The following is a 13178-nucleotide window of genomic DNA, read 5'->3' as shown; positions in this document are numbered from 1 at the left end:
GGCACGTTCCGCCGAAGCTGTCTGCGGATGTACTTAAGCGCTCACGCGTCGGGCCGGCTTCAGCTCGTTTCGACCTGCCGAATATCCCCAAATGTGGCGATGCTCGATCATCTCAAAGTCGCAAAAATCCTGTCGGGAAAGCACTTCGAGCCGTTGTAAGATGATGGCGACTTTTAATATTTTCAAGGATCGAGATGTACTCCCGAGTCATTGCGACGGGCTCCGCGCTGCCCAAGATGCGCGTCACCAACGACGATTTGGCGGCACGCCTGCGCGTTGACGGCATCGAAACGAGCGACGAATGGATCCGCACCCGCACTGGGATTCTCGAGCGACGCTTCGCCGACGCACAGAAGGGTGAGACGACCACGTCGCTCGCCGTTGCTGCCGCTAGGAACGCGCTCGAGCGCTCGGGGCTTCGCGCCGAAGAGATCGATCTCATCATCGTGGCGACCACGACGCCGGACATGGTGTTTCCGTCGACGGCTGCGCATGTGCAAAGCGCGATCGGCGCGACGGGTTGCGCTGCTTTTGATGTGCAGGCCGTTTGCGCAGGCTTTATCTATGCGCTCAATGCTGCCGACGCCATGCTGCGCGCCGGTCCCTACCGCTCGGCCATCGTGATCGGTGCCGAAGTCATGTCGCGAGTTCTCGACTTCAAGGATCGCTCGACCTGCGTGCTTTTCGGTGACGGTGCCGGCGCCGTGGTGCTTCAGAGCTCCTCGGACCCGGGCGTGCTCGCTGCGCGTATGTACGCTGACGGCCGCTACGACGAAAAGGTCCTTGGCCTTACGGCCCGTATCGACAACGGTGCTGTCGTCGGCTGCCCCTACATCAACATGGACGGCCGTCAGGTCTTTAAGCTCGCGGTGGAGGGACTCGTCAATTCCGCCAACGAAGTCGCCGATCTTGCCTGCGTTCGTACCGAAGACGTTGCGCTCTTTGTGCCGCATCAGGCGAACCTTCGCATCATGAGCATGGTGGCCAAGAAGCTCGGCATTCCCGAAGAGCGCATGGTGAAGACCGTGAGCGAACATGGCAATACGTCCGCGGCGAGCGTGCCGCTCGCGCTCGATCGAGCCGTCACGTCGGGCATGGTGAAGCCTGGGGAATTGGTGCTCCTGCAGGCTGTCGGCGCCGGCATGGCCTGGGGCTCGGCTCTCGTTCGCTGGTAAGCCCTTATTCCCGTTCTATTTTGGCGCCGTCAAGAAGCGATAAAGTCGGCGACGCCTGCTATTTTCTTCTGTTTATTCATCCTCCCAGAGATACGCTATGCGCCTCGCTTTTGTTTTCCCGGGTCAGGGAAGTCAGTCGGTCGGCATGCTCAACGGCTACGAAGGCAATGCCGTTGTTGAAGAATGCATCCGCCGCGCGGACGAGTCCCTCGGCTTTTCCATTTCCAAGCTGATCGCCGAAGGTCCGGCCGAAGAACTCGGCCTCACGGTGAATACGCAGCCTGCAATTCTTGCGACTTCGGTTGCCTTCTACAACGCGTGGGTTGCCGCGGGCGGCCCGAAGCCCGTCGTGATGGCCGGCCATTCGCTCGGCGAATATTCCGCGCTTACCGCCGCGGGCGTTTTCTCGCTTGAAGATGCCGTCAAGCTCGTGCGCTTCCGTGCCGAGGCGATGCAGTCCGCCGTTCCCGTGGGCGTCGGCGGCATGGCTGCCGTCATCGGTCTCTCGGACGAAGACGTTGTTGCCGTTTGCCGCGAAGCGAGCGAAGCCGGGATCGTTGAAGCCGTGAACTTCAATTCGCCCGGGCAGGTCGTCATTGCCGGCGAAAAGGCTGCGCTCGCCAAGGCCATCGAACTTGCCAAGGGCAAGGGGTGCCGCCGCGCGATTGAGCTTCCGGTTTCCGCACCCTTCCACTCCTCGATGCTTAAGCCCGCGCAGGAGCAGCTCGCCAAGCGCCTCGCCGAAACGACGATTCACGCGCCGCAGATTCCCGTGATTGCCAACGTCGACGTGCAGGAACATGCGACGCCCGACGGCATTCGTGAAGCGCTTGCCCGTCAGGCCGCTGCCGCCGTGCAGTGGGTGCGTACGATCGAGCGCATGAAGACTGAAGGCGTCACCGACATCGTCGAGTGCGGTCCCGGCAAGGTCCTCTGCGGCCTCATTCGCCGCATCGCGCCCGAAATTCGCTGCTACTCGATCGCCGATGCGGCGCAGCTCGAGGCGACGCTCGGCAAAATCAAAGAAGCCGAAGCGCTCTGATGCGAACGACAGATTACGAATAACGGAGAGACTTCAAATGGAAAAGATGGTTTTCAGCGCCGACGCGCTTGAAGGCAAGGTTGCGCTCATTACGGGCGCGAGCCGCGGCATCGGCGCCGCGATTCTGGAATCGTTCGTGCGCTGCGGCGCGACCGTGATCGGCACGGCCACGTCCGAAGAGGGAGCCGCGAAGATCACGGCTCGCATTGCCGAGCTCGACGGCAAGGGGCGCGGTGCGATGCTCAACGTTTGCGACGCCGCTGCAGGCGACGCACTCATCGCCGACATAGTCAAGACCGAAGGCCGCATCGACATTCTTGTCAACAATGCCGGCATCACCCGCGACACGCTCGTGATGCGCATGAAGGACGAGCAGTGGGACGACGTGCTCGACACGGACCTCTCTGCCGCCTTCCGCCTCGCACGCGCCTGTGTGCGTCCGATGATGCGCGCCCGCAGCGGCCGCATCATCTCGATGGCTTCCGTCGTGGGTGCCATGGGCAACGCCGGTCAGGTGAACTACGCCGCTGCCAAGGCGGGCCTCATGGGCATGACGAAGGCGCTCGCGCGTGAAATCGGCTCGCGCGGCATCACCGTCAACTGCGTAGCGCCGGGCTTCATTGACACGGACATGACTCGCGTGCTCTCCGACGAGCAGAAGGAAGCGCTTCTGAAGGGCATTCCGCTTGCGCGTCTCGGCCAGACCGAAGACATCGCCAATGCGTGCCTTTTCCTCGCTTCGGATGCCGGCGCCTACGTCACGGGTACCACGCTTCATGTAAATGGCGGAATGTTCATGGGGTAGTCCCCCGACGCACCGTCAAAAAGGCTCTGTTAAAATACCAAGCTAACTCAAATCAGGCTGCTGAGGCATTGCACGTCAAAATGCGGCCGCCAACGACCCCAAGATGCTCCATCGGCTGGGGTTGGATATGAACTCAACCCATTGCGGAGTTTTTTAAAATGGACGAAATCGAACTGAAGGTCAAGAAGATCATCGCCGAACAGCTGGGCATCAAGGAAGAAGACATCAAGAACGAATCTTCCTTCATCGAAGACCTCGGCGCCGACAGCCTGACGACCGTCGAAATGTCGCTCGCTCTCGAAGATGCTTTCGGCATTGAAATTCCCGACACCGAACAGGAAAACCTCCGTACGGTTCAGCAGGCCATCGACTTCGTCAAGGCTGCCGTCAACAAGTAATTGCAAGTTGACGCGCCGCGCCCTCAGGCGCTGCACGCCGTGAAGAGCCGGACTCGAATGAGTCCGGACATGCAATGGGACTCCGAAAGGGTCCCATTGTCGTATGTATGTTCGAAACATCACGGCATTTCGCTAATCCGTAGGCCGATCGTTCTCTGTCGGCCTTTTCGGGCGCTAAGCTCGGGGCGTCACCGGCCGGCAGCGGCCGCAACCAATTTTCATCAGGAAGGTTCAAACATGACTCGTCGTGTTGTAGTCACCGGCCTCGGGATGGTTTCTCCCCTGGGCAACGACCTCGAAACGAGCTGGAAGGCCGCGCTACGCGGCGAAAGCGGCGTTGAACTCGTCACGAGCTTCGACGCCTCGATTCTCGGCAGCCAGATCGCCGGTACCGTCAAGGATTTCGATGCCGCCAAGTATCTCGGCGTCAAGGAAGTCCGCCGCTTCGACCGCTTCGTGCACTTCGGCGTAGCCGCCGGCCTCATGGCGCTTGAAGACGCCAAGCTCGAAATCACCGAAGAGCTTTCGCCTGAAATCGGCGTGGCGATCGGCGCGGGCATCGGCGGCATTCCCGTCATCTGCGCCAATCACGACGCGCTGCGTGATCGCGGCCCCCGCCGCATCTCGCCCTTCATGATTCCGGGCTGCATCATCAACATGGTGAGCGGGCAGCTCGCCATCATGAAGAATCTGAAGGGGCCGAACATCGCGCACGTGACGGCCTGCTCGACCGGTCTGCATGCGATCGGCGAAGCGATGCACATCATTCGCCGCGGCGACGCGACGGTCATGGTCGCCGGCGGCGCCGAGTCGACGATTCATCCGCTCGCCATGGGCGCCTTTGACGCCATGCACGCGCTCTCGCGCCGCAACGACGATCCGAAGACCGCTTCGCGCCCCTTCGACAAGGATCGCGACGGCTTCGTGATGGGCGAAGGTGCCGGTGTTCTCGTCCTTGAAGAGCTTGAACACGCCAAGGCGCGCGGCGCGAAGATCTACGCCGAAGTCGTAGGCTACGGTCTCTCGGGCGACGCCTACCACATCACCACGCCGTCGACGGACGGCCCGAGCCGCTGCATGCGCATGGCGCTTCGCAACGCAGGCCTCAAGCCCGAAGACATCGATTACCTCAACGCGCACGGCACGTCGACCCCGGTGGGCGACGTCAACGAAGTGAAGGCGATCAAGGAAGTCTTCGGCGATCACATCCGTTCGCTCGTCGTCAATTCGACGAAGTCGATGACGGGCCACCTTTTGGGCGGCGCGGGCGGCGTCGAATCCGTCTTCACGGTGAAGGCGATCGAAGAGCAGATCTCGCCCCCGACGATCAATGTCTTCAATCAGGATCCGGAGTGCGACATCGACGTTTGCGCCAATGAAGCGCGTCCGATGAAGATCCGCGCGGCCATGAAGAATTCCTTCGGCTTCGGCGGCACCAACTCGACGGTGATCTACAAGCGCTACGAAGACTAAAGCCCAACACGGGCGTCCCGAAGCGGGGCATCCTGGGCACGAGCCCCATCAGAGGCTCTATACGGACGGCCGGCCGATGCGAATCGGGCGGCCGTCGTCTTTACGGCGCGTCAACTGCCCGCAGATTCGTCAACACGCACGGCGTACTGGAGCAAAAAGCCGCTTCGGCTGCCGCTTCTCGAGTAGGCCATCAGGTCGACGACGAAGATGTCGTCAAGAAGCTTAATGCCGCGCCTGTGTGCGCTCGCCCGCATAGACGTCGTGGTCGGCAATCGTGCCGCGCTTGATCGTTGAGAGGTAAAGCTCCTTGGGCTTAACGAAGCGCCGTTCTTCGGGCGTCGTTCGAAGCATTCGACTGAAATAGCCGATTTCCACGCAGCGGTTCTCTCGGGCCGCATCCTTTGAGAGCAGAACACCGAAGGGCGCGCGTGGCCGCGAAATCTAAACCGCACACCACTGGCAGTAGGCGGAAGCGTTTTCGAGCGTCGGCCCTTGGGAACACTCGAGTCGATAGAAGTCGAGCCTCTCTTCGAGCTGCGGCTGCGCGATCGTGAGGCAGCAATCATGTCGTCGAGCGCCAGCATGTGCAGAAGCATCTGTCGCCGCTCCTGCGCTAGCTGTCGGCGCTTCTCTTTAATGAGCTCGATCGAACGGGTCTGCGAGAGGTTCATGAGCTGTGCGCGGATTTCTTCAAGACTGCGGCTGCTGAACAGTCGCGCATCCGGAGCGCACTCTCGCAGGCCGTGAGCCTCGTGACGCTTTATGAGGCGCTCGGCGCCGACCGACTCGAATGCGGGCGAGCGCGAAACGGCCTCGCAAAGCTGAGAACGCACTTTCACGGACATGGTTATCCCAAGCAGCTTTGCGCCGCCCGATGCGACAAGAGCGCGTGCAGGCCCTTTATGCTCGGGCGGCGTGAAGCACTTCGAAACAATCCGCACCCGGCGCGCAGGCTTCCCTCCCGCGCAAAGTCGGCCGAACGCAGCCAAGCGCGTTCGGCCGCTTTGCTAAAATGTCCGCTCCCGACGGCCCGGGCGACTTCGCCTGCGGCCGCTTTCGCCGTATTCGCGTGCGGCGCAATCTTCGTTTTTCGGGCGTGCTTTCATGCCCTTTTATCGCGTACTCAGCGTACCAACCGTACTTTCCGTACGCTCCGGCGGCGCCAGATCCAGCGTTTTTGTCGAGCGGTTCTCTCCCGGCCCCCCGAAAGGGCGGCGCGCGAAGCCGCTCGAGGAGCCGCGCCGCCAGAGCGCACACGCTTTTGAGGCGTTCGGTCCGGCAGGGCCGCGCCGCATAGATTTTTCCTGACGATGCAGAACATTCGAAACTTTTCGATCATCGCCCACATCGACCATGGCAAGTCGACGCTCGCAGACCGACTCATTCAGCGCTGCGGGGGGCTCTCCGAGCGCGAAATGAGCGAGCAGGTCCTCGACAGCATGGATCTCGAGCGCGAGCGCGGCATTACCATCAAGGCGCAGACAGCTGCGCTCAAGTACAAGGCCAAGGACGGTCAGATTTATGAATTGAACCTCATCGACACTCCGGGGCATGTCGACTTCTCCTACGAAGTAAGCCGTTCGCTCTCGGCGTGCGAGGGCGCGCTTCTTGTCGTCGACGCGACGCAGGGTGTTGAGGCGCAGACCGTTGCCAACTGCTACACGGCGATCGACTTGGGCGTCGAAGTGATTCCGGTCCTCAACAAGATGGACTTGGGCAGCGCCGACCCCGTCGCCGCGAGCGAGGAAATTGAAGACGTAATCGGGATCGATGCGACCGATGCCATTCCTTGCTCGGCCAAAACGGGGCTCGGGATCGACGACATTCTCGAGCGTGTCGTACGCGACGTTCCTCCGCCTGAGGGCGACCCCGAAAAGCCGCTGCAGGCGCTCATCATCGACTCGTGGTTCGACAACTACGTGGGCGTCGTGATGCTCGTTCGCGTCGTCAACGGCCGCATTCGTCCGAAGGACAAGATCACGCTCATGGCGACGAACGCCAACCATCTCGTCGAACAGGTGGGCGTTTTTACCCCCAAGAGCAAAACGCGCACGGAACTCTCCGCGGGCGAAGTGGGCTTTGTAATCGCGGGCATCAAGGAACTGAAGGACGCGCGCGTGGGCGACACGGTCACCCTTACGCAAAAGCCGGCCGAAGCGGCGCTGCCGGGCTTTAAGGCCGTCAAGCCCCAGGTGTTCGCCGGCCTCTACCCGGTCGAATCGAACCAGTACGATGCGCTTCGCGACGCGCTCACGAAGCTGCAGCTCAACGACGCGGCGCTTCGCTTTGAGCCCGAAGTGTCGCAGGCGCTCGGCTTCGGCTTCCGCGCCGGGTTCCTCGGGCTCCTCCACATGGACATCGTCCAGGAGCGTCTCGAGCGCGAATACAACATGGATCTCATCACGACGGCGCCCTCTGTCGTCTACGAGGTCCTCATGACCAACGGCGAACTGGTTCAGGTCGAGAATCCCTCGAAGCTGCCGCCGACGGACAAGATTGACGAGATCCGCGAACCGATCGATACAGTGACGATCTTCGTTCCGAACGAGTACGTGGGGGCGGTGATGAAGCTCTGCCAGGAAAAGCGCGGCGTGCAGACGAATCTCGCCTACCACGGCCGTCAGGTGCATCTCACCTACGATCTGCCGCTCGCCGAAATCGTGCTCGACTTCTTCGACCGCATGAAGTCGCTCACGCGCGGCTACGCCTCGATGGACTACGAATTCAAGGAATATCGTGCCTCCGACGTTGTTCGCGTCGACATTCTTATCAACGGCGAAAAGGTCGATCCTCTTTCGGCGATCATGCACCGCTCGAACGCCGTGCCCAAGGGGCGCGAGCTCGTGCAGCGCCTGCGCTCCCTTATCCCGCGCCAGATGTACGAAGTTGCCATTCAGGCGGCGATCGGCGCGAACGTCATTGCGCGCGAAAACGTCAAGGCGCTTCGCAAGAACGTGCTCGCCAAGTGCTACGGCGGCGACATTACGCGTAAGCGCAAGCTCCTCGAAAAGCAGAAGGCGGGCAAGAAGCGCATGAAGCAGGTCGGCAGCGTTGAAATTCCGCAGGAAGCCTTCCTCGCCATTTTGCAGACCGAAGAGAAATAAGCGTTCACTCGTCAAGGAATCGACATGAATTTCGCTCTGATTCTTTTTCTGCTCACGCTCGTGACGGCCGTCTTCTGGGTGGCCGAGCGCATGAAGTTCCTTCCCGCGCGACGCGCCGCGGCCGAGCGCGCGGCCGCGCAGTTCGAGCGCGAGAACCGCGAAGCGATCGACCGCGGCGAAAAGGCCGTGATCGACGAGCGCAACCGCATCTACGAGGCCGCGATCGCACAGCCCTGGTGGCTCGAGTACACGGCCGGGCTCTTCCCGGTCATTCTCATCGTGTTCCTGCTGCGCAGCTTCCTTTTTGAGCCTTTCCGCATTCCCTCGGGTTCTATGCTGCCGACTTTGCACGTCGGGGACTTCATTCTCGTCAACAAGTTCGACTACGGCATTCGTCTGCCCGTGGCGAATACGAAGATCATTCCCTTGGGCTCGCCCGAGCGCGGCGACGTCGTCGTCTTCCGCTATCCCGTCGACCCGAGCATCGATTTCATCAAGCGCGTGATCGGCGTGCCGGGCGACCGCGTTGTCTACCGCGACAAGATTCTCTACATCAACGGCGTTGCGCAGAAGCAGAGTTCGCCGCGCGACTTCATCGACGAAAACACGATGGTGACGCTCGAAGAGCGCGACGAAGCGCTCGGCGACGTCACGCACCTCATGGCCGTCGACCACCGTCGTCCGAGCTGGGTGCCCGTGCAGGGCATCATCCGCAAGGCGCCCGAGTGCTCGTATGACGAGCGCGGCTTTGCCTGCACGGTGCCCGAGGGCCACTACTTCGTGATGGGCGACAACCGCGACAACAGCGAGGACAGCCGCTACTGGGGGTTCGTGCCTGACGAGAATCTGGTCGGCAAGGCCGTCCTCATCTGGGCGAACTTCGGCGACATGAGCCGCATCGGCAGCTTCCGCTGATTCCGGAAGAAGTACTGCGACAACAAAGGATTTCAGACATGCTTTCTTTGAGCGTTCTTCAGGAGCGAATCGGCTACCGCTTCCAGGATGAGAAGCTCTTGCGGCGCGCCGTCACGCACCGCAGCTACGCGGCCGAACACAACGAACGTCTTGAATTTTTGGGCGACTCTGTGCTCAATTGCGTGATCGGCTATGCGCTCTTTTTGCGCGACACGCACTTCTCCGAAGGCGACCTCTCGCGCGTGCGCGCAAACCTCGTCTGCGAGAAGACGCTGCACGAAGTTGCCAAGCGCATCGACATCTCGTCCTTCCTCTACATGGGTGAAGGCGAATTGAAGACGGGCGGCGCCGAACGCGCGTCGATTCTCGCCGACGCCATGGAGGCGATTTTCGGCGCCGTTTTCCGCGAGGCGGGCTTCGAGGCTGCGCAAGCCGTGATTCTGCGCGTCTACGAGCCGATTCTCTCGAATCTCACGCCCGAAACCTTCAGTAAGGATCCGAAGACCCGTCTGCAGGAACTCCTGCAGGGCGCGCACCTGCCGCGCCCTGAATACACGATCCTTCACACCATGGGCGCCGCGCACGAACGTTCGTTCGAGTGCGAGTGCCGCATCGAGCCGCTCGGCATTGCGACGAGCGGGCGCGCTACGAACCGCCGCGCGGCCGAACAGAATGCGGCGCTTCTCGCGCTTGAAGCGGTGCAGGCGAAGATTGTGCATAAGTGAGAGGGCGATCGGAAATGACTGAAGAAAAGAAGATTGAGGCGCTGCAGGCGCAGGCCGAAACCCACGAGGCGCAAGCCATTGAGGCAGCGCAGGCGTTCGGGGAAGAAACCGGCGAAGCCGAAGCGGCAGAAGAAACCGAAGAAGACCAGGCAGCGCGCGACGCAGCGCTCGAAGCGATGCTGGCTGCTTCGGGGTCGCTGCGCCCCGCCGTGGCCGAAGGGTTCCGCTGCGGGTACGTTGCGGTCGTCGGGCGTCCGAATGTCGGCAAGTCGACCCTCATCAACCACATCATTGGCGAAAAGGTTTCGATTACGTCCAAAAAGCCCCAGACGACGCGCAACCGCGTTCTCGGGGTCGTCACGAAGCCCATGGCGCAGTTCGTCTTTGTCGACACGCCCGGGTTTCAGACAAAGGTGAAGACGCAGCTCACGCGCCGCATGAACCGTTCAGTTCGCTCGACCTTGGCAGAGGTCGACGCCGTCGTCTTCGTGATTGAGGCGCTCGGCTGGCGCCCGGGCGACCTTGAAGTGCTTTCGCTCCTGCCGAGGGACGCGAAGAATGTGATTCTCGCGGTCAACAAGACCGACCTCTCGAAGAACCGCGACGCCCTGCTGCCGCTCATGGCCGAATCGATGAGCCGCTATCCCTTTACGGCAATCGTGCCGGTGTCGGCCGAAAAGAACCGTCAGCTCGACGACCTTCTCGCCGAAATCGAGAAGCTTCTCCCCGAGAGCGTTCCGTACTTCGATCCGGACCTCTTTACCGATAAGTCGCCGCGCTTTCTCGCCGCTGAAACGATTCGCGAAAAGGCTTTCCGACTTTTGGGCGACGAGCTCCCTTACGGGATTGCGGTGACGATCGACAAGTGGGCCGAGACGGACGAAGAGGCGACGATCATCGCGACCCTCATCGTCGAACGCGAAAGCCACAAGCCCATCGTGATCGGCGAGGGCGGCGCAAAGCTGCGCGAAATCTCGCGCCTTGCCCGCGCCGACATCGCCGAGATGCTCGGCAAGCGTGTCTACCTAGAAGTCTGGGTGCGCGTGCGCCGCGGCTGGTCCGATGACGTGAAGGCGCTGAAGACCCTGGGTTACGACTGATTCATTCTTTAAGTCGAGCGTCAAAGCGTGTCTTTTTCCGAGAAACCCTCGGGCGACACAGTCGCCCGAGCGGATCAAGCTCGAGCTTCTCTCGACACCAGCAAAGCGGGCGGCGAGGAGGGCTCTAACGCGCCTATGCCTTCGGCAGCAGCGTCCCCTGCGCTGGAGCGGCTCTTTGGAAAGGCGTCCGAGAAACTCGATAAGCCCGAGGGGCGGCCCGTCGAAGGGCCGGTGGCGGCAGCGCTCGATCGCCCGGCGCAGACAAGGCGTGCCAAAGGCGCTCGTTCAGCCGCCGAGGTGCTTCAACGTCGCCCCGGCCTCGCTTCGATCGACCGCACGCATCCCCGCTTTGCCGCAGCGGCGGCCTTCGACCTCACGATCAAGCGCACCGATGCTGCTGCGCGCATTCTGGCAGAGGCTGAGGCGCTTTTGGACGAAAAGCCCGAAGCGCGCCCTCGCGCCATGCCTAGGCGCGTTGCAGCCGAACCGGGCTTCATTCTTCACGTGCGTCCCTGGAGCGAGTCGAGTTTGCTCCTAGACGTGCTCACGCTTCGTTTCGGTCGCGTTTTTCTCGTCGCCAAAGGCGCCAAGCGCCCGGCCTCGCAGCTCAGAGGCCTTCTCGTTCCGTTTTCGCCGCTTCGCTTCACGTGGACGGGTAAAAACGAAGCGAAGATTCTCGTTCGAGCCGAGTGGCAGGGCAGTCTCCTGCCGCTCGAAGGCGAAGCCCTGATGTCGGGGTTTTACGTCAACGAACTCGTTCTTCGCATGACCGAGCGCGAAGATCCGGCGCCGCAGCTCTTTTCGGCGTATGTCGAGGTGCTCTGCGCGCTCGCGGACGATCGCGCTGCCCTGCGGCAGCGCGCGCTTCGCGCATTTGAAGCTGCGCTCCTTGAACTTTCGGGCTGGCCTTTGGCTGCGACGTCGTTCGGTACGGATGAAGCGGTTGATAAAAAGGAGGTAAGCGCTTACTTTGTTCGAGATGGCCTCCTCTTCCCGCTGCGGGTGAACGAAATGCCGACCGCGGCAGACGGAGGACGCGCACCCGCGCCGCGCATCTATCCCGCAGAAGCCGTCGAAGCACTTCTCGCCGGCCGGCTCGAGACCCCCGCCGAGCTTCGCGCCGCGCGTGATATTCTCCGTGAAGTCATTCAGTACCACTTGGGCGAAAAGACGCTGCGCACGCGTCGCGTGCTCGGCGAGCTTAACCGCCTCTGATCCTGCGTCCTCTTAAGAAGCGGCGCAGGCCGATTTCTTTTTGGGGACTCACTCATGCCGACAACTCGATTGCAGACGGCTGCCACGCTCGGGCCGGTCGTCGTCGATATCGAAGGCACGACGCTCTGCGAGAAGGACCGTGCACGCATCGTGCATCCGCTCGCAGGTGCCGTCATTCTCTTCACGCGCAATTTCGAATCGATCGAAGCGCTCGCCGCGCTCACCGACGAGATACACCGCATTCGGCCCGGTATCGTCATTACGGTCGACCACGAGGGCGGGCGCGTGCAGCGCTTTCGCGAGGGCTTCGCGCAGGTGCCCGAAATGCGCGCGCTTGCGCTTCACGCCGACGCGCCGCGCCTCATGGCCGCTGCGGGCTACGTACTCGCGTCGGAACTGCGTGCCGTCGGTGTTGACTTTACCTATGCGCCGGTGCTCGACGTCGACTACGGCCGCAGCAGCGTGATCGGCAGCCGCTCGCTCGGTACAACACCGGAGGCGGTCGCCGCCAACGCGCGCGCCTTGATCGGCGGGTTGCGCTTGGCCGGCATGGCCTGCTGCGGCAAGCACTTCCCCGGTCACGGGTGGCCCGTTGTCGACAGCCACGTGGCGCTCCCTGAGGACGAGCGAGAGCTCGAGGCACTCGAAGCCGATGCCGAGGTCTATCGCGCGCTTTCGCTCGAACTCGACAGCGTCATGACGGCGCATGTCGCCTATGCGGCTTTCGACGAAAACGTAGCAACCTACGAGCCGCGGCTTCTCAAGGGGGTGCTGCGCGAGCGCTTCGGCTTCTCGGGCCTCGTCTTCTCGGACGATCTGTCGATGAAGGGCGCGGGCAGGCTTGCGCCCGTCGAGCGCGCCGAACGTGCGCTCGCGGCGGGCTGCGACGCACTTCTATACTGCAACCACCCCGATGAACTCGACGAGGTGCTCGGCGGCCTCGCCTGGGTGCGCTCGAGCGAATTCAACGCGCGGCTCGCGCGGCTCATCCCCGTGGGCGACGCAGCACCGTCCCTTGAGGCGCTGCGTCGAAGCGAAGCCTATCGCGCGGCTCGCCGCACGCTTTGCGAAGCGGGTTTTGAGTCGGCGTTTGAGGCGCTCGATTAGTCGAGCGGTTAAGCGCTCAAGCGCAAAAATCGGCCGCAAGCGTTGAGGCGCAAACCACGCGCCCGCAGAATCGATAGACTTCGAGATGCGGGCGCGCTTTATTTTCAGGCGCGTCGATC

12 protein-coding genes are annotated in these 13178 nt (G+C 62.1%); 11 read left to right on the top strand and 1 reads right to left on the bottom strand.

What is annotated here, in order from left to right; all coding sequences use genetic code 11:
- The first annotated feature begins 188 nt into the window (after nt 1-188).
- From H6A60_RS02860 to fabF, 5 genes are all read left to right on the top strand, one after another.
- Nucleotides 189-1175, top strand: coding sequence for a beta-ketoacyl-ACP synthase 3 (locus H6A60_RS02860; RefSeq protein WP_205102015.1), 987 nt, complete (start codon nt 189-191; stop codon nt 1173-1175).
- Between the two features lie 97 nt (nt 1176-1272).
- Complete coding sequence (gene fabD, locus H6A60_RS02855; RefSeq protein ID WP_205101913.1) at nt 1273-2217, top strand: ACP S-malonyltransferase; 945 nt, start codon at nt 1273-1275, stop codon at nt 2215-2217.
- A gap of 37 nt (nt 2218-2254) precedes the next feature.
- Nucleotides 2255-3022 (top strand): 3-oxoacyl-ACP reductase FabG, encoded by a 768-nt coding sequence (gene fabG, locus H6A60_RS02850; RefSeq protein WP_205101912.1) that lies wholly within the window; start codon nt 2255-2257, stop codon nt 3020-3022.
- Between the two features lie 158 nt (nt 3023-3180).
- Nucleotides 3181-3420 (top strand): acyl carrier protein, encoded by a 240-nt coding sequence (acpP, locus tag H6A60_RS02845; RefSeq protein WP_205101911.1) that lies wholly within the window; start codon nt 3181-3183, stop codon nt 3418-3420.
- Nucleotides 3421-3657: 237 nt separating this feature from the next.
- Nucleotides 3658-4893 (top strand): beta-ketoacyl-ACP synthase II, encoded by a 1236-nt coding sequence (gene fabF, locus H6A60_RS02840; protein ID WP_205101910.1) that lies wholly within the window; start codon nt 3658-3660, stop codon nt 4891-4893.
- A 222-nt stretch (nt 4894-5115) separates the two neighbouring features.
- Here fabF and H6A60_RS02835 read toward each other — a convergent pair whose 3' ends face one another.
- Entirely contained in the window at nt 5116-5268 is a 153-nt protein-coding gene (locus H6A60_RS02835; protein WP_205101909.1) for a hypothetical protein, read from the bottom strand.
- Nucleotides 5269-6203: 935 nt separating this feature from the next.
- Here H6A60_RS02835 and lepA point away from each other — a divergent pair.
- From lepA to nagZ, 6 genes are all read left to right on the top strand, one after another.
- Nucleotides 6204-7997 (top strand): translation elongation factor 4, encoded by a 1794-nt coding sequence (gene lepA, locus H6A60_RS02830; protein ID WP_205101908.1) that lies wholly within the window; start codon nt 6204-6206, stop codon nt 7995-7997.
- 24 nt (nt 7998-8021) lie between these two features.
- Nucleotides 8022-8912, top strand: a complete 891-nt coding sequence (gene lepB / locus H6A60_RS02825) for a signal peptidase I (RefSeq protein ID WP_205101907.1) — start codon at nt 8022-8024, stop codon at nt 8910-8912.
- 38 nt (nt 8913-8950) lie between these two features.
- The gene (gene rnc, locus H6A60_RS02820) at nt 8951-9637 is read left to right on the top strand and encodes a ribonuclease III (RefSeq protein WP_205101906.1); all 687 of its coding nucleotides are present in this window, start codon (nt 8951-8953) and stop codon (nt 9635-9637) included.
- Nucleotides 9638-9813: 176 nt separating this feature from the next.
- Complete coding sequence (gene era, locus H6A60_RS02815) at nt 9814-10737, top strand: GTPase Era (RefSeq protein ID WP_205102014.1); 924 nt, start codon at nt 9814-9816, stop codon at nt 10735-10737.
- A 27-nt stretch (nt 10738-10764) separates the two neighbouring features.
- Nucleotides 10765-11952, top strand: coding sequence for a DNA repair protein RecO (gene recO / locus H6A60_RS13915; RefSeq protein WP_205101905.1), 1188 nt, complete (start codon nt 10765-10767; stop codon nt 11950-11952).
- Nucleotides 11953-12006: 54 nt separating this feature from the next.
- Nucleotides 12007-13059: a beta-N-acetylhexosaminidase gene (nagZ, locus tag H6A60_RS02805; RefSeq protein WP_205101904.1), complete on the top strand. Its 1053-nt coding sequence runs from the start codon at nt 12007-12009 to the stop codon at nt 13057-13059.
- Nucleotides 13060-13178: the final 119 nt, after the last annotated feature.

The sequence above is a fragment of the Sutterella massiliensis genome (assembly GCF_016899755.1).
In the GTDB taxonomy this organism is placed as follows: domain Bacteria; phylum Pseudomonadota; class Gammaproteobacteria; order Burkholderiales; family Burkholderiaceae_F; genus Sutterella; species Sutterella massiliensis.
This window is presented reverse-complemented; position numbering and strand designations above follow the sequence as displayed.

Coding starts and splice junctions, on each gene's coding strand:
- fabD (WP_205101913.1), top strand. CDS start 1,273: ATGCGCCTCGCTTTTGTTTTCCCGGGTCAGGGAAGTCAGTCGGTCGGC.
- fabG (WP_205101912.1), top strand. CDS start 2,255: ATGGAAAAGATGGTTTTCAGCGCCGACGCGCTTGAAGGCAAGGTTGCG.
- acpP (WP_205101911.1), top strand. CDS start 3,181: ATGGACGAAATCGAACTGAAGGTCAAGAAGATCATCGCCGAACAGCTG.
- fabF (WP_205101910.1), top strand. CDS start 3,658: ATGACTCGTCGTGTTGTAGTCACCGGCCTCGGGATGGTTTCTCCCCTG.
- lepA (WP_205101908.1), top strand. CDS start 6,204: ATGCAGAACATTCGAAACTTTTCGATCATCGCCCACATCGACCATGGC.
- lepB (WP_205101907.1), top strand. CDS start 8,022: ATGAATTTCGCTCTGATTCTTTTTCTGCTCACGCTCGTGACGGCCGTC.
- rnc (WP_205101906.1), top strand. CDS start 8,951: ATGCTTTCTTTGAGCGTTCTTCAGGAGCGAATCGGCTACCGCTTCCAG.
- era (WP_205102014.1), top strand. CDS start 9,814: ATGCTGGCTGCTTCGGGGTCGCTGCGCCCCGCCGTGGCCGAAGGGTTC.
- nagZ (WP_205101904.1), top strand. CDS start 12,007: ATGCCGACAACTCGATTGCAGACGGCTGCCACGCTCGGGCCGGTCGTC.